Origin of the sequence: Azospirillum picis (assembly GCF_017876115.1) — a bacterium.
Classification (GTDB): Bacteria; Pseudomonadota; Alphaproteobacteria; order Azospirillales; family Azospirillaceae; genus Azospirillum; species Azospirillum picis.
The window spans coordinates 19461-35157 of sequence record NZ_JAGINO010000037.1; the positions used below are offsets into that span (position 1 = coordinate 19461).

Annotated in this window: 14 protein-coding genes; all 14 read left to right on the forward strand. The window is 70.0% G+C overall.

Annotation, left to right across the window (positions count from 1 at the left end):
- The 14 genes from gpW to J2850_RS30050 are packed head-to-tail and all read left to right on the forward strand — an operon-like array spanning position 1 to position 15694.
- A complete protein-coding gene (gpW, locus tag J2850_RS29985; protein WP_209990818.1) occupies positions 1 to 231 on the forward strand; it encodes a gpW family head-tail joining protein in 231 nt (76 codons plus the stop codon).
- 2 nt (positions 232 to 233) lie between these two features.
- Positions 234 to 1829 carry a phage portal protein gene (locus J2850_RS29990; protein WP_209990820.1) on the forward strand — a complete coding sequence of 532 codons (1596 nt, stop codon included), beginning with the start codon at positions 234 to 236 and terminating at the stop codon, positions 1827 to 1829.
- Positions 1830 to 1845: 16 nt separating this feature from the next.
- Positions 1846 to 2697 (forward strand): S49 family peptidase, encoded by an 852-nt coding sequence (locus J2850_RS29995; protein ID WP_209990822.1) that lies wholly within the window; start codon positions 1846 to 1848, stop codon positions 2695 to 2697.
- Between the two features lie 23 nt (positions 2698 to 2720).
- Complete coding sequence (locus J2850_RS30000) at positions 2721 to 3356, forward strand: hypothetical protein (RefSeq protein WP_209990824.1); 636 nt, start codon at positions 2721 to 2723, stop codon at positions 3354 to 3356.
- A 31-nt stretch (positions 3357 to 3387) separates the two neighbouring features.
- Positions 3388 to 3759, forward strand: coding sequence for a head decoration protein (locus tag J2850_RS30005; protein ID WP_209990827.1), 372 nt, complete (start codon positions 3388 to 3390; stop codon positions 3757 to 3759).
- Between the two features lie 5 nt (positions 3760 to 3764).
- Entirely contained in the window at positions 3765 to 4811 is a 1047-nt protein-coding gene (locus tag J2850_RS30010) for a major capsid protein (protein ID WP_209990828.1), read from the forward strand.
- 3 nt (positions 4812 to 4814) lie between these two features.
- On the forward strand, positions 4815 to 5153 hold the full coding sequence (locus J2850_RS30015) for a hypothetical protein (protein WP_209990831.1): 339 nt from the start codon (positions 4815 to 4817) through the stop codon (positions 5151 to 5153).
- A 3-nt stretch (positions 5154 to 5156) separates the two neighbouring features.
- Complete coding sequence (locus J2850_RS30020) at positions 5157 to 5669, forward strand: hypothetical protein (RefSeq protein WP_209990832.1); 513 nt, start codon at positions 5157 to 5159, stop codon at positions 5667 to 5669.
- Between the two features lie 12 nt (positions 5670 to 5681).
- Complete coding sequence (locus J2850_RS30025; protein ID WP_209990835.1) at positions 5682 to 6893, forward strand: hypothetical protein; 1212 nt, start codon at positions 5682 to 5684, stop codon at positions 6891 to 6893.
- Positions 6894 to 6904: 11 nt separating this feature from the next.
- Positions 6905 to 7624: a hypothetical protein gene (locus tag J2850_RS30030; RefSeq protein ID WP_209990838.1), complete on the forward strand. Its 720-nt coding sequence runs from the start codon at positions 6905 to 6907 to the stop codon at positions 7622 to 7624.
- 47 nt (positions 7625 to 7671) lie between these two features.
- Positions 7672 to 7908, forward strand: a complete 237-nt coding sequence (locus tag J2850_RS30035) for a hypothetical protein (protein WP_209990840.1) — start codon at positions 7672 to 7674, stop codon at positions 7906 to 7908.
- Positions 7909 to 7919: 11 nt separating this feature from the next.
- Positions 7920 to 8537 carry a DUF6441 family protein gene (locus J2850_RS30040; protein ID WP_209990842.1) on the forward strand — a complete coding sequence of 206 codons (618 nt, stop codon included), beginning with the start codon at positions 7920 to 7922 and terminating at the stop codon, positions 8535 to 8537.
- A gap of 3 nt (positions 8538 to 8540) precedes the next feature.
- On the forward strand, positions 8541 to 14180 hold the full coding sequence (locus tag J2850_RS30045; protein ID WP_209990844.1) for a hypothetical protein: 5640 nt from the start codon (positions 8541 to 8543) through the stop codon (positions 14178 to 14180).
- Positions 14177 to 15694, forward strand: coding sequence for a hypothetical protein (locus J2850_RS30050; RefSeq protein WP_209990846.1), 1518 nt, complete (start codon positions 14177 to 14179; stop codon positions 15692 to 15694). Before J2850_RS30045 ends, J2850_RS30050 begins: the two co-directional genes overlap by 4 nt.
- Positions 15695 to 15697: the final 3 nt, after the last annotated feature.

Below are 15697 nucleotides of genomic sequence, written 5' to 3' on the forward strand. Positions count from 1 at the left end.
ATGGCCCTGATCCCCGAGGACGAGGAGCGGCTGCGCCGCTACCTGAGCGAGGCTCGCGACGCCCTGCACCGTGTCAGCATCGGCCGCCAGAAGGTGCAGGTGCGGGCGGATACCGGCGAAACCGTGCAGTACAGCCCGGCGACCGTGAGCGATCTGCGCGCCTACATCGCGGATCTGGAAACCCGGCTCGGCATCCGCTCCGGGCGCGGCCCGATCCAATTGGCGTTCTGATCATGCGGCATTTCCTGGGGGTGGACGGCGCGCCGATGGTGGCGGCGCCGCGCACCATGCGTGCGGCGGCCGCGGCCTATGCCGGCGCCGACCGCCAGTCACCGGAGCTGCAGGACTACCGCCCGTCCTATGGGTCGGCCGACGGCGATCTGCTGCCCGAGCGGCGCGACTTGGTCGCCGGCGCCCGCGACCACGGCCGCAACGACGGCTGGATCACTGGCGGCGTGCAGCGCCTGGTCGACTCCGTGCTGGGGGCGGCGATCCGCGTCCAGTCGCGGCCAGACCACCGGGCGCTGGGCATCAGCGTCGAGGAGGCGCACGAGCTCGGCCGGCAGATCGAAACCGCATACAAGCGTTACGCCAACCATCCCGGCCGCTGGGCCGACGCCACCCGGCAGACCAACCTCGCCGGCGTCTTCGGCCGCGCGTTCCGCCACCGCGTGGTGGATGGGGACTCGCTGGGGGTGGTGCAGTGGCGCGAGGGCGGGTCGCGCTATTCGACCTGCCTGCACGTCATCGATCCCGACCGGCTGTGCAACACCAACGACGGGCCGGACACCGACATCCTGCGCGCCGGCGTCGAGCTCGACGCCGACGGGGCGGCGGCGCACTACCATGTTCGCCGGGCCCATCCCGGCGACGCGCTGTTCGCCAGCACGGCGCTCGATGCCTGGACCTGGGACCGCCTGCCACGGGAAACACCGTGGGGGCGCCCCATCGTCATCCACGACTATGCGGTCGAGCGGGCCGGTCAGCACCGGGGCAAGCCACCGCTGGCGGCGGTGATCGACAAGCTGCGGATGATCGGCAAGGCCTCGAACCTGGAGCTGCAGACGGCGGTGCGCGATGCCCTGATGGGGGCGTTCATCACCTCGCCTTACGATCCGGAGATGGTTGAAAGCCGGCTCGGCGACCAGCTGTCGCAGTACCAGACCGACCGCTTGAGCTTCCACGAGCGGTCGCGGATCAAGATGAACGGCCTGAATGTGCCGGTGCTGTTCCCGGGCGAGCAGCCGGTCCTGCTGGCGCCCACCCGGCCGAACTCGGGCTTTCCCGGCTTCCTGCAGGCCTTCTTGCGCAACATCGCGACGGCGCTCGGGCTCAGTTACGAGCAGCTGTCGCAGGACTGGTCGGGGGTCAACTACAGCTCGGCGCGCGCGGCGCTGCTCGAGGTGTGGCGGGGATTTGCCGCCCGGCGGGAGGAGTTCGTGCAGGGGTTCATCTTGCCGTTCTTTTCGGCCTGGCTGGAAGAGGCCTTGGACATCGGCGACGTGGTGCCGCCGCGCGGCTGCGCCTCCTTCTGGGACGAGCCCGCCGGATGGCTCAACAGCACCTGGATCGGGCCCGGCCGAGGCTGGGTCGATCCGGAGAAGGAAGCGAAGGCGGCTGTCCTGCGCCTGCAGGCCGGTCTCTCGACACTGGAACGCGAATGCGCCGAGCAGGGGCTCGACTATGAGGAGGTCCTGTATCAGCGCAAGCGCGAGCTCGACCTTTTCAAATCGCTCGGGCTGCCGGTGCCGAGCTGGGGCGAGGTCAGCCAATTGATGGGCGCCGCGTCCTACCCCTCCTCTTCCGCTCCGGCCGAAACCGCCGACTGATCCCATCGGAGCCCGCATGTCTTTTTCCCTGTCGCCGTCGACGGGCTTGCCCCCGCTCGGCCAAAGCGCGGCGCTTGTGGCGCCCGGCCTCTGGCGCAAATTCGAAGCGGCCTGCGCCATCCGCGACGATCCCGCCTTCGCCGAAAAGGCCGCGGCGTTCGAGGCCGCGGTCATGAAGCGCCGGCGCACCGCTTTCGAGGAGTATGAGGGGATCGCCATCATCCGGATTCAGGGGATGCTGGTGAACGGCCTCGGCTGCCTGGACCCCTATTGGGGCATGACGGGATACGACGGTATCCAGGCCAAGCTGGCGGCTGCGGTCGCCGATCCGGAGGTGCGGGGCGTCGTCCTGCTGATCAACTCCGGGGGCGGCGAGGTGTCGGGCTGTGCGGATACGGCCGACGCCGTGTTCCGCGCCCGCGCTGCCAAGCCGATTGTGGCGATCCTGAACGAAGAGGCATACTCGGCCGCCTATTGGCTGGCGGCGGCGACACAGTCGATTGCGGTGCCGCGAACCGGTGGCGTCGGGTCGATCGGCGCTGTCGGCCTGCACATAGACGTTACCGAGGCGCTTGATAAGGGCGGCCTGACGGTCAGCGTCCTTCGCGCCGGCGCCCGCAAGGCCGAGACGATGCCCTATGAGCCCCTGAGCGATGCCGCCCGCGCGTCCTGGCTCGATTGGCTGGAGGCGATCCGCAAGCTTTTCGTCGCCGACGTTGCCCGGTTCCGCGGCCTGTCGGTCGCCGACCTGATGGCGACCGAGGCACGCACCTTTCCCGCCCTCACCGGCGAGGCGCTGTCCACGCGCCTCGCCGATGCCGTCGCCTCGCCCATCGAGGCGTGGCAGGCCTTCGCCGGTCGCGTCTGACCGGCTCACCCCTAGGAGACCCCATGGCAAAGCCGTTCAACTTCTCCGCCATCTTCGGCGGCGGAAACAAGCGCGTTCGTGCTGATGGCACCAGGCGCGCCCGCGCCGAGGAGCAGCAGGACGAGACCGTCGTCGAGGAGCAGCAGGACGACACCACTGCCGAGGATCAGCAGGACGATACCACGGCGGAAGACGAGACGCAGGACGACACCACGGCAGAGGATGGTCAGCAGGACGACACCACCGTCGAGGACGAGCCGACGAAGGAGACCCCGGCCGAGGCGCGGGCCCGGGCCCGCGAGCGGACCCGCATCGGCACCATCATGACCTCGGCCGCCGCCCGCGGCCGCGTCGAGGCGGCACTGTCGATGGCGATCAACACCAGCATGTCGGCCAAGGCAGTGATCCAGCTGCTCGGCACTCTGCCGGCCGGCGCCTCGGCCTCCGCCGGTGGCGGAAACCCGTCCGGCGACCGCGGCGGACTGGCCTCCCGGATGGCCGGCCTGGGCACCGGCGCCGTTCCGCCCGATCGCGGCGCCGGCAATGGCCGGGCGGAGCGTTCCACCCCCCTCACCTTCAAGGAAATCCAGGCCAATCGCGCCGCTCGGGCCGCAGGGCGGTCGGGCGGTGCCGCGGTGCCCGGCCTGCCCCGGCGCTGACCCTCCTCCTCCCATCCTTTGAGGACCATCCATGACCATCATTAGGGAAGGGCGCTATCCCGGCGAGTTCATCAAGTCGGAAGGCGCCGACGGCATCAGCCGCGACGTTGTCACTCTGGCCAGGCACAGCGAGATCTACCAGTCGGGCACCGTGCTCGGCCGTCTCGATGTGTCGCGCAAATTCACCCACCTCGACCCTGCCGCCGACGACGGCTCGCAGACGGCCGTCGCCGTCCTCTACCAGGACCGCGACGCCACGGCGGCCGACGTCAAAGGCGTGGTTATCGCCCGCGTCGCGCAGGTGAAGGACGCAAGGCTGGTCTGGCCGGACGGCATCACCGACACCCAAAAGAAAGAGGCGATCGACGATCTCGACGCCCGTGCCATCGTCGTCCGGAGCTGACCGCCATGGGCAACACCGTCATCAATCTGTTCAAGAACAAGCTTTTCTCGACGGTGGCGCTGACCGACGAGATCAACGACCGGGATTTGGTGCCCGATCAGATCTCGTCGCTGGTGCCGTTCGAGGAAAAGTCGATCATCACCACCTCGTTCATGGTGGTGCGCAAGGGGCATAGCCTGTCCCTGGTGCCCTTTTCCGAGCGCGGTGCGCCCGGCAAAGAGTATGTGAGCGACAAGCGGGACGGCATCCTGTTCGACAGCCGCCAGCTCCGCCAGGAGTTCACGGTGACCGCCGACGAGCTGCAGGACGTCCTGCTGTTCGGCTCGATGGGCGAGCGGCTGGAAGCGCTGCAGGACAAGGTCCGCGAGCACCTCGACGATGTGCTCGATGACGAGCGCAACACGATGGAGTACCACAAGCTCGGCGTCATCAAGGGCCAGCTGATGGACGTCGACGGCGTCACCGTCCTGGAAGACCTGTTCGACAAATTCGGCGTCGACCGGCCGGATGACATCAGCTTCACGGCCGCCGAGGGCAAGCTGCGCGAGCACTGCACCAACGTCATCCGCGCAATTCGGGCGGGCGCGCAGGCGAAGGTCGACGAGGTCCATGCCTTTTGCGGCAAGAATTTCATGGACTACCTGTACAGCCACCCGGACGTGGTGAAGGGGTACCAGTATTACCGGGACAACGAGCGCCTGCGCGACCGGGCGGCCTATGTGCCGCTCGACTTCGGCGGCATCCAGTTCGAGGAATACACCGGCTACACCGAGGACGTCGAGTTCGTCGCCGACGGCGATGCCCACTTCTTCCCGCTGGGGTTGAGTGGCGCTAACCCGGCCAGCGGTGCCACGCCGGCGTCCCGCCTGTTTCAGCAGCGTTGGTCGCCGGCGCCGTTCTTCTCGCGGATCAACAGCCCCGGCATCCCGCACTATGTCCGGGTGTTCTTCGAAAGCGGCGACGATCCGAGCTGGGTCAAGTTCGAGATCTCCAGCTATCCGACCTTTTTCTGCCGCAAGCCCCGGGTTCTGGTGCGCGGCAGGAAGGCTTGAGCCATGTCGACGGCGAACGAGGTCGTCGACGAGGTCTATGACGAGTTCGGCGAAGATGCCGCGTTGACGACGGCGGACGGAACGACGGTCCCCGTCGTTCGCGTGCGGCGCGTGGCGGCCGAGCATGGGCAGCAGCCGTTCGCGCGAACGACGTTCGCTCTGTCGGCAAGTCGCGCAAGCCGGGCGCTCGCGGTGCAGGTCCGGCGCCGCGACCTTGCCGGCCACGACCTGGCGGGGGCGGTGTTGGTGCTGGCCGACGGCTCCTATGACGTCGGGACTGCAGAGCCGGTCGGCATCCATGGGATCGAGATTCGTCTCCCCCTCACAGCGTTGGCGGGGTAGGCGATGCCGGACGATCCCCTGCCCTGCAGCGAGCGCCTCCTCGCCGCCGTCGAGGCGGCGCTCGCCGGCCTCACGCTGGCCGGCCAGCCGGTGCCGGTCGAGCGTGACCGCGTCCTGCCGGTCACCGAGGAGGATATGCCGCGCCTGGTGATCTACCAGGACGCGGCCTCGACCGATCAGACGGTGCTGACCGACACCGATACCTGCCTGCTGACCCTGGCGGTTGCCGGCTATGTCAGCTTCCCGCCGGCGGCGCAGGCCGATCGCCAGGGCGCCCGCCAGGCGGCCGAGGCGGTGGCCCGGCGGGCAGCGGCGACGCTGCAGGCCCTGGTCCATCAGCGGCTGTGCGGCGGCGATCGCCCCGGCGACCTCGCCTTTGCCGTCGAGATCCGGCCGGCCGGCACGCCGCCGCCCGACCGGCTGATGGTCTGGCAGGCCGACCCCGGCCGCGCCTTCACCAGCCTGTTCGAAATCGAGTTCGACACGCCGACCGGCGACCCCTTCACCTTTTTCTGACGGAGCAGCTCCATGAGTTTCCGCACCCGGTCGCAGGTGCTGTTCGGGGCGGTGCAAACCGCGCCCTACACCGCCGCCGCGATCACCGCCGCCGATGCCGTGCGCGTTTCCAACCTGACCACCGAAACGCCGTTCGACGTCAACGAGACCAACTATCACCAGGACTCGACCAACACCGCCGCGCCCGATGCCGGCGGCGGTTATGCGTCGTGGAAGTGGGGCCGCAACCTCACCGGTTCCGGCGTCGTCGGCACCGCCCCGCGCGAGGACTGGATGCTGCGCGGCGCCGGCCTGGAGTGCCGGCAGGTCTCGGCCCTGGCGGAGACGGCCGCCAGTTACAGCACCGTCGGCGGCTTGCCGACCCTGGCGTTCGCGGATGCGGCAACGCCGCTGACCAGCAACCCGACCGGCGTGGTGATCGAGATCACCGCGGGCAAGGGCGCCGGGCAGCGCCGCGTCGTCGTCGACTATGACGAGGACACCGATACGGCAACGCTGTCGGCGCCGTTCGGCCTCGATCGCCGCGGCAACGCCGACGCCAGCCTCGTGCCCGACGCGACGTCGCGCTATGCCATCCCGGCCGGGTGGCTCTATACGCCGCGCCTCGATGGCTATGAGCGGGTCACCGCCCATGCCTACAAGCGCAACGCCGCCGATTCCACCAAGTCGCGGCGCAAGCGGATGACCGACGCGGTGTTCAGCTTCTCGATGACACTGGAGCCCGGCAAGCCGGTGTCGGTGTCTTACCAAGCGCGCGGCGTGCTGGCCGGCAAGCCCGAACCCGCCGCCCTGCCCGACGACATCGAGTATGGCCCGGAGGCCGGCACCGCTCCGCCGCTGCTCGGCGCCGACGTCGCCCTCGGCGGCCGGCCGAGCGGTCGCTTCTCGCAAATGACCTTCGACCTCGCCGCGACCCTCGACCAGTTCGGCGACGCCTCGGCGGCTCTGGGCTACGACGAGGGCGACATCACCGAGCACAAGACGGGCGGCAAGATCACCCTGGAAATGCTGGCGCTCGACGAGGTCGATCACCTGGCCGACTTCCTGACCGGCACACCGCGCCACTTCCATGCGATCTGGGGCAGCGCCGGCAACGGCTTCGGCTTCTGGTCGGAGATCAAGAAGCAGGGACCGACCGATGAGGACGTGCGCGGCCGTCAGGCCGAGGGCGTGGCCTTCCGTTCCCACCGCCCGCAGCGGTGGTTCACCCTCCACGCCTTCTGAGGGCTGCCATCATGAAAGTCTTGCGCAAGGCGGGGGAGCCGATCCTGGTCCCCTCCGCCGATTTCCCCGGCCGCGTCTACAAGCTGCATGTGCCGAATGCCTTCGAGCGAACGCAGCTGCGGGTCAAGACGCTGTCGCTCGGCGCCCGCTCGGCCGGGCCGCTGGAGCTCGCCCGGCTGATGAAGGAGGCGATCGGCTCGATCGGCCTGCAGCCGGAGAGCGAGGCGGCCCTGGTCGAGCGGGTCGACGCGCAGGTCGCGCGCATCACCGCCTTTTGGGAGCTCGGCACCACCCTGACGGTCGGGGTCACTCCGGAGCAGACGGAGGCCTTCGTGCGGGCGCATGAGGAGATGCAGCGCGGCGAGGTCGACCTCGCCGAGATCGCCGGCGTCCTCACCCGGGCCGACACCCCGGCCTGCCGCCGCTTTGCCGCCTCCTACGCCGCCGAGCAGGTGTTCGTGGCGCTCTGGGGGTTGGCGAGCTGGCAGCTGCTCGCCGACGGCTGGGACAACGGGCCGTTCGCCTTCCCGGCCCGGCCGGCCGGCACCGACCTGCTGCAGAGTGCGGTCGACGCGCTGTCCGACCGTGATTTCGAGCGGGTGGGATGGGCGGTTCGCGCGGCGATCCAGCCGTCGGAGGACACCGCAAAAAACTCCGTCTCGCCGTCGTCTGGGCCCTCCGGCCCCGACTCTTCGACGGCGGCGAGTGCGCCACCCCCGACGACCCCCTAGAGGCCGATCCCTGGCGCCTCCCCTTCATCGGCCTCCCCGAGCTCCGGGTGCACCCGGCGCATCTGGTGGGGCCGGAGGAGGAGGCATTGCTTGAGCTATGGATGGCCTGGCGCGGCCGCCGCGGCGTCGTCGCCGGCATGGGCAGCGTCGCCGACCTGCCCGGCCACCCGACGCTGCCGTTCGCCGGCGGGCTCTACGACCAGCCGGCGATCGTCCTGGCAGCCCTCGACATCATGGATGCCGCCGAGCGCTCGATTCCCTCGGGGGACCTCGGCGAGTTCTGAGGAGACCCGCAATGGGCGACGGCGATTTCCGTGAATGGGTGGGCGAGGTCAAGCAGGACCTCGCCGCCGGGGTGACGGCCAGTGTGCACGAGCTGGTCGACGGGGCGGCCGAGCGGCTGCGGGCGCAGCTGTCGGCCGCCTTCCCCGGCACCAATGCCGCCTCGATGGTCGGCAGCGTCTATTACCCCCGCGTCGGCATCAGCCTCGATCCGGCGGGCATGGTGATCGCCCGCGGCGCCCGGGCCCATGCGGCGATTTCGGCCTGGGCCGAGGGCGTGACGATCCGCAGCGCCGACGGCTTCTGGCTGGCGATCCCCACCCCCAGCGTCCCACGCTCCGGCCGGGGCGGGCACCGCCGCATGACCCCGGGCGAAGTCGAAGCAATGTATGGCCGGGCCCTGCGCCTGGTGCCGAGCCGCGATGGGCGCAGCGGCCTCCTCTACATGGATTTCCTGACGCCGGCCCTGTCCGGCAAGGGCTACCGCAGCGCCACCAGCCGCCGCGTCGCCGCCGGCCGGGCGGCGCAGGGGGTGCTGATGTTCGTGCTGACGCCACAGGCGCGCCTGCCGCGGCGGCTCGATCTCGATGCCGCGTTCGCCGGCGGGGATGACCAGTTTTCCGAGGGATAGGCGATGCGTGAGTATCTGTTTCAGGTCCGTGGCCAGGGCGTTGACGAGCTGCGCCAGCAGCTGGAGCGCATGGCGGCCGACGGCCAGACCGCGCTCGATCGCCTGTCGTCGGCCGCCAAGGTGCTCGACGGCGTCGCCGAGGGCGGCGCGCGCGTGGCCTCGGCCTCGGCCTCGGTCGCGAACGGCGTTCGCACCATGGCGGCCGAGACCTCGACCGCGCTCAACACCCTGGCCGGCACCGCGCCGGCGGTCTCCGCCACCGCGGCGCAGATCAAGGCGGTCGATACCGGCGCGCGCGCCGCCGGCGGCGGTCTGCTGGCGCTGTCGGCCGGAGCACAGGCGGCGACCGGCGACGCCGCGGCCCTCGGGCAGGCCATGGGATCGCTCGACCGGCTGGTGGTGGTGCAGGCCGGCAATGTGCAGCTGCTGACCGACCAGGCCGGCAAGGCCTCGACCGCGCTTGTCGCCGTCGGCCAGGCCGGGACGACGGCCGGCACCGGCCTGGCCACCGTCGGCGAGGGCATGGCCGTGGTGGCGCAGGGTGCCTCGGGCGTGGCGCGCGCCGCCGACAGCCTGGATATCCTGGCAGAATCGGCCGGTTCGACCGCGGCGGCCGTCGACAACAGCGTGTCGATGGTCAAGCTGTTCGGCTATGCCCTGGTGACCTGGGCCGGTGGCGCCGTCATCGACAATGTCTTGACCCATATGGAGCGCCTGCGCGGCGCCACCGAGGATTACCGGGCCGAGCTGGAACAGACCGCCGAGGCGCAGAACTCGGCCAGCCAAGCCCTTGTCGGCTTTGCCGAGCATCAGGCCAAGATCTCGATCGCGCGCTACGCCCTGGAAGGGCTTGGCCTGGGCATGGCAAGCGGGATTCTCACGCTGGCCACCCGCATCAACCTCTATGTTGCCGCGGTCGCCGGCCTGATCGAGATTGCCGGCAAGTCGGTGCATGCGGCCGACGAGCTGGAGCAGGCCAACGCCAGTCTCGCCGATCGGCTGACCCGCACCGGCTACACCGCCGGCCTGACCGCGACGCAGATCCAGGCGCTTGCGCTCGCGCAGGAAGGCCTCACCCGCCAATCGGCGATCCAGATCACCGGCATGGCCGAAAGCCTGACCGGCGTGCGCAGCCTGACCGCGGAGACATTCCAGCCTGCGCTCAAGGCCCTGCAGAACCTGACCAGCTACATGAAGGGCGATGCGGCCGCCGCGTCCAAAGCCCTCGCCACCGCACTCGACGCCCCGCTCACGGCGACGTCGGCGCTCGAGGCGGCCGACATCCGTCTCGACTATCAGCAGCGCGAGGCGATCCGCTCGTTCGAGGCGCTGAATGACCGGGTGGGCGCGCACGGCGTCATCCTCGCCGCGGTCAACGACCAGACGCACCACGCCGCCGAGGCGATGGACGAGACCGAGCGGGCGAACAAGCGCCTGTCCGATAGCTGGACGCACTTGAAGGAGGCGATCGGCGCCGGTCTCGGCGAGCTCGGCATCAAGGCGCGCGAAGTCGGCTCGATCATTTCCAGCCTGATCCCATCGATTCCGTTCGGGGATTGGGTTGCCGATTTCAATGAGAATCTCGTCGGCCACCTCGGCACGCTGCCGTTGGAGACGCAGCTTGAGCGGGCGACCAAGCGGCTCGAAAAGGCGCAGGCCGACCTTGCCACCGCCACCAAGTCGTACGAGACCGACGGCGGCATGATGGCATTCGACATGCTGCAGGCGGCCGAGAACAGCGTCGCTGTCATGACGCAGCGTGTCGAGGCGATCCGCGCGAAGATCGCCGAGGCGCCGCCGGCGGACAAGCCGGCGGCCGACGATGGCGCCGGCCGGGCCGAGCGCGATCGCAACGCCGAGCTGCTCGCCGGCATCACCCGTGACCAGTCGCAGGCCTTCGAACAGCTGGTACCGCCGTCGGCGGTGGAGCGGCTCAAGCGCATCAACAGCGAGCTTGAGACCACCCGGACCAAGATCGGCAACCTGCGCAACAAGGACGGCTCCAACGCCGACGCCGTCGCCGCGCAGGTGGCGCAGGCCGAGGCGATCGCGGCGCAGCGTGCGGCCAAGCTGCTCGAAATGCCGAGCAAGGGGGATGAGGCCGAGCGGATCAAGGCGGTGCGCGATGAAGCAAGCCGCCTGGTCACCGCCACCCGGCAGCTTGCCCGTGAGGACGGCTCGAACGCCGGCGTCATCACCCAGACGGTGCAGGCGATCGAGAAGGAGCGCGACGCCAAGGTCGCGCTGATCCGCGAGGAGAACCAGGGAAAGGCGAGCAAAAAGGACCTGGTCGCCGTCTCCGATGCCGAGGCGCGCGGTGCGCTTGCTCTGGCTGCGGCGACGCTGGAAGGCGTTGACGCGGCGATGCAGCAGGCGGCGGCGAACGAGGCGCACAAGAAGGCGCTCAGCGACAGCACGGTCGCCGAGGATGCCCTGCGCCGTGCCCTGCTCGAACGCAAGGCGGCCGAGACCCTGCAGGGCGGGGCGCAGGAAGTGGCGTCGCTGACCAAGCGGGCCGACGGCCTGGCGCAGGTGGCGGCGGCGGCCCGTGATGGCGCGGCCGCCGAGGCCGACGTCGAGCTGCAGGTCAAGGCGGCCGCCTTCGCCGAGGAGAAGCTCGCCGCCGCCCGGGTCGCCGGCGGCGGCGTCTTCCTCGATCTCGCCGAACGCGAGATCCTCGCCTATGACGACCTGCTCAAGCGCGAGCAGGACCTCACCCGGCAGCGCGAGGTCAACCGGACGATCGCCGCCCGCCAGGATGCGCTTGATCTGGCCCGTCAGGAGCTGGCGCTGCAGGACCTGTCGACGGAGGCCAAAGCGGTGGAAATCGCCCGGCTGACGGCGATCAACGACCTCAAGAAGTACGGCAACAGCTTGTCCGCCGAGCAGCGGCAGCTCTACGTCGACACCGCGGTCGCGCAGGCGCAGCAGCAGCAGGCGGCGCAGGCGATGCAGCGGATTGCCGAGACCGCCAAGGGCTATTGGAACGACGTTCGCGGTTACATTGTCGACGGCCTGACCGAGGCGACCAAGAGCGGCGGAAAGGCCTTCGACGACCTGTGGGACGCGGCGCGAAAGGGGCTCCGGCGTTTCCTGATCAATGCCGCCCTCGACATGGCCGGGCAGAAACTGGTGTTGCCGGTGATCACGCCGTTGGTCGGAGCGGTGTCCGGCGCCGGTGGTGGCCAATCGCCGCCGGTCACCATCGGCGGGCAGAGCTATGTCCCCGTGGGGCAAAGCGGCTCCGGGCTGATGGGGCAGGGCAGCGGCGGGCTCACCGTCGGCAACGTCTTCAGTCAGGCCTCCGGCGGCTGGCTCGACCGCCAGCTCGGCGGCGGCATCACCAGCGCGTCCAATTGGCTCAACACCACCGCCTATGGCGGCAGCGCGCCGACGGCGGAAATGATGGCCGGGATCGACGACGTCGGGCAGCTGGGCTATGCGGCCGATGCCGGCGGGGTCACTTACGGCGACATGCTGGGCGGTGCCGGCTACGGCATCGGCGCCATCATGAATTTCGCCAACGGCAACACGGTTGCCGGCATCGGTCAGACCGCCGCCGCGGTGATGAGCTTCATCCCGGGGCTGCAGGTCGCGGCCCCATTCGTGGCCATCGCTGGCCAATTGTTGGGCGGGTTGTTCGGAAAGGATCGGGGTCCGCCCGCGGCTGCGGCCGCCGTGCAGTACAACAATTCCGACCAGACCTATGCCGCCTCGGCGACCGACAACGAGGGGGATGAGCAGCAGGCGAAAGAGCTGTTGTCGTCGATCGACGCGGCGACCAGACAGTTCGTGACGATCCTTGGCGGCAGGACGGCCGGCGAATTCGGGGTCGCCGTCGAGGCCAAGGATGACCGATACCGCGTGCGCGAAGGCGGCGCCGGTGGGCAGCTCGCCGGCTCTTACGACACCCTCGATGAGGCGGTGATCGCCGGCTTCCGCTACAACGTTAGCCAAGGGCTAATCGAGGCCTCGGATGAGGTCCTGAAGGCTGTTCAGAACTCGACGTCGAAAGACATCAACGAGTTCATGAAGGACGTCGCGCTCGGCAAGAGCATCGCCGACGCGACTGCCGGCCTGAAGGATCTCGACCAGTCGCTCGCCGGTGTCGCCGCCCGGGCGAAGGAGGCGCAGGCCTCGCAATACAAGGCGGTCGACGCCGAGCTCGAACGGGCGCAGGGGCTCGGGCTCGGCGACAATTACCGCTCGATCCTGGAGCACCAGCTGCGCTCGACCTTCCTGTCGGCCGGGCAGAGCTTCACCAGCGTCGAAATCGCCGAGGCGCAGTATGCGGCGCAGACCGAGGCGACGGTCGAGGCGGTCAAGCGCTGGAACCTCTCGATCACCGAGGCCGAGGTGCGGGCAGACGCCGCGGCGAAGGCCGAGCAGCGGCGCACGGCGGCGCTGCAGAGCTATCAGGAGCAGCTCAACAGCGCCAAGGGGATGGATTGGCTGAACAGTCTCACCACCATCGCCGACAGCGAGGAGACGGTGCGCCGCAACCTCGCCGCCGTCGGCGTGGCGGACGCCGCCGCCAAGGCGACGGAGCTGATCACCGAGCAGGCCAAGTCGGTGCTACGCGGACTCGATTCCGATGAGCTCAAAACGGCTGCCGGGCTGCTGACCGGCAGCTTCGGCGAGCTCGCCCGCTCGATGCAGGCGACACAGGAGGCGGCCGACAAGACGAAGGAGGAGCAGACCGCCAGGATCGAGGCGCTCAAAACCGAGGCCGACGCCTTGCGAACGGCGGCGCAGCGGGCGCGTGAGGTCAGTCAAGCGCTGACCGAACGGCGTTCGCAGAGCCTGATCTCGGGGCCGGGGGTCGATGCCGGCACCGGGTTGACGGAGGCCGAGGCGCAATGGGCCGACCTGCTCACCCGCTACAATGGTGCCACCGGTGCGGAGCAGGCCGACCTGGCGCAAAAGATCGGCGAGCTCGGGCAGACATTGATGGAGCTGTCGGCGCGGGCGAACGGCGGCAATGACGCCTATTACGCCGAGCGGGCGCAAATCCTCGCCGTCTGGCAGCGGGTGGCGGCCGAGCAGGCCACCGCCGCCGATACCGGCGACCGGCAGTATCAGGAGATGGTCAAGCAGACCGAGATCCTGACGCAGATCCGGGACGGCAAGGCGGGGGCGAGCGTCCCGGCCAGCAACGCCGGGCCCGGGGAGTACCGTGGCGAGGCTGGGCATCAATACAAGTGGGTGCAGCACCCCGACGGCAACTGGTCGATTGAGACCTACGAGACCGGCGGCGTGATCGGCAACGGCGTGTATGGGCGGGATTCGGTGCTCGCCTATTACGCCAACGGCCGGCCGGTCAAGCTGGCCGGCGGCGAGGGCGTGCTGACCGCGGCGGCAACCGCCGGGCTCGGCGGCGCCGATGGCATCCGGGCGCTCAACCGCGGCCTGCGGCCGTCGGTCTGGGGTGAGGGCCGGATGGCGACGTCCACCACGGCCGACGATGGCGGCGGCGTCGCCCGCATCGTCGATGCCATCGGCAGCGGCCACCGCGCCCTTGCCGATCGCTTTGAGGAGATGATCGACGTGATGCAAAACGTGTGGACGGCCCTGCAGCAGGGCAACCGGCAGCAGGCGCGCGCGGCGGCGTACGGCCGCTTCGAGGCGGTGATCAAACGGTGAGCGGCGCCGTGGTGTGGCTGGTGGAGGCGGAGCCGGAGGCCCGCCTGACCGGCGATCCCGTGCCGCTGCGCCTCGGCACCCGGACCATCACCTTCCCGGCCGACGATCCGGACGCGCCGAACCGCCGCTATGACGGTCGGCTCGACATCGCTTACCGGATGAGCTGGCAGGCCTACGGCGACACCCTGCTCGGCGGGGTGTCTCTCGCCGTCGCCGGCGGCTTCAGCTTCAAGGTGGACGACGACCTGCACCGCTCCGGCCGCTTTGCGCTGTGGCGCCGGTGCCTGTGGGACGGCCGGGCGGTGCGGACGCTGCGCGGCCGCGACGGCGACCCGTACGCCGCCTACCAGCTGCTGCAGAGCGGCCAGCTGCGCGGCGACAACAGCTGGGGCAGCAGTCAGGTCACGGTGCCGACCGCCGACCCGCAGCAGCTGCTGACCGCGCGCTTCGCCACCCCGACCTATGCCGGCACCGGCGGGCTGGAGGGGCCGGCCACGGCCAAGGGCAAGGTGAAGCCGCAGTTCATCGGCGTGGTGCGCTGGATGGAGCCATACCGTCCTGATCCGAATGTGACGTGCTGGCACCTCGACCCGGTCAACGGTGTCGCCGAGGTGCTGGAGGTCCTCGACGGCTGCAACCCGATCTCGGCCGCCACGGCCTATCCGCCGGCTCAGGGCAAATGGTGGGTCGACAAGGCGGCCGGCGTGCTGTGGTACGGCGGCGAGCCGATCCATCAGCTGCGGGTGAGTGCCCGCAGCGGCTTCGCCGGCGGCGCCAGCACCGCCGGCCCGCTGTTGGCGGCGGTACTGGCGCGGGCCGGGGTGGAAGGCCTCGATCACGCCGCGTTCGCCACCCTCGGCGCCACGGCGGTGATGGGCTGGCCGGTCGATGAGTCGACCACCTGCCGCGATCTCTGCGACCGCATCTGCGCCAGCTTCATGGGCGGGGTCCGAACCCGGCGTAACGGGGTGGTCACCCCCTACAAGCTGGCGCGCCCGGCGGCGACGGTGGCGACCGATCCGGCGATCGGCGCGCGCATCCTGGCCGCCGCCGTCGACCCTGAGAACGGACCGACCTGGAAACCGGATGCAGTGCCGCCGAGCGAGATCGTTGTGCGCTATCGGCTCAATGCCGGCGGAGCCATCACCCCCGACCGCATGGCGGCAAATGCCCCGGCGGACAACAAGGCGTTCGGGGCCGAGCTGTGGCGCAGCGTGCGCCAGGCGACGCCGTCGGCCGACCGCCACCCGCTGGCCGAGCCGCTGGAGATCGACAGCGGCCTCGACGATCGCGCGGCGGCCGAGGCTTTGGCGGCCGCGATGGCGAATTTCTACGGTGTAGAGACGGAGGATATCGACGTGCCGACCACGGCCGACCTTTCGACAGCCGACATCGCCGGTCAGGCGTGGCTGTCCCTGCCCGCCCACGGCATCGATGCCGGCGCCGGGCTGATCCTGCGCTTGGAAGAGGACAGCGAGGGGCGGCAGACCGTGACGCTCCGTCGCTGGTTGTGACCG

What these genes read in the sequence shown, in the direction of transcription:
- gpW (WP_209990818.1), top strand. Translation starts at nt 1, where the DNA reads ATGGCCCTGATCCCCGAGGACGAGGAGCGGCTGCGCCGCTACCTGAGC.
- J2850_RS29990 (WP_209990820.1), top strand. Translation starts at nt 234, where the DNA reads ATGCGGCATTTCCTGGGGGTGGACGGCGCGCCGATGGTGGCGGCGCCG.
- J2850_RS29995 (WP_209990822.1), top strand. Translation starts at nt 1,846, where the DNA reads ATGTCTTTTTCCCTGTCGCCGTCGACGGGCTTGCCCCCGCTCGGCCAA.
- J2850_RS30000 (WP_209990824.1), top strand. Translation starts at nt 2,721, where the DNA reads ATGGCAAAGCCGTTCAACTTCTCCGCCATCTTCGGCGGCGGAAACAAG.
- J2850_RS30005 (WP_209990827.1), top strand. Translation starts at nt 3,388, where the DNA reads ATGACCATCATTAGGGAAGGGCGCTATCCCGGCGAGTTCATCAAGTCG.
- J2850_RS30010 (WP_209990828.1), top strand. Translation starts at nt 3,765, where the DNA reads ATGGGCAACACCGTCATCAATCTGTTCAAGAACAAGCTTTTCTCGACG.
- J2850_RS30015 (WP_209990831.1), top strand. Translation starts at nt 4,815, where the DNA reads ATGTCGACGGCGAACGAGGTCGTCGACGAGGTCTATGACGAGTTCGGC.
- J2850_RS30020 (WP_209990832.1), top strand. Translation starts at nt 5,157, where the DNA reads ATGCCGGACGATCCCCTGCCCTGCAGCGAGCGCCTCCTCGCCGCCGTC.
- J2850_RS30025 (WP_209990835.1), top strand. Translation starts at nt 5,682, where the DNA reads ATGAGTTTCCGCACCCGGTCGCAGGTGCTGTTCGGGGCGGTGCAAACC.
- J2850_RS30030 (WP_209990838.1), top strand. Translation starts at nt 6,905, where the DNA reads ATGAAAGTCTTGCGCAAGGCGGGGGAGCCGATCCTGGTCCCCTCCGCC.
- J2850_RS30040 (WP_209990842.1), top strand. Translation starts at nt 7,920, where the DNA reads ATGGGCGACGGCGATTTCCGTGAATGGGTGGGCGAGGTCAAGCAGGAC.
- J2850_RS30045 (WP_209990844.1), top strand. Translation starts at nt 8,541, where the DNA reads ATGCGTGAGTATCTGTTTCAGGTCCGTGGCCAGGGCGTTGACGAGCTG.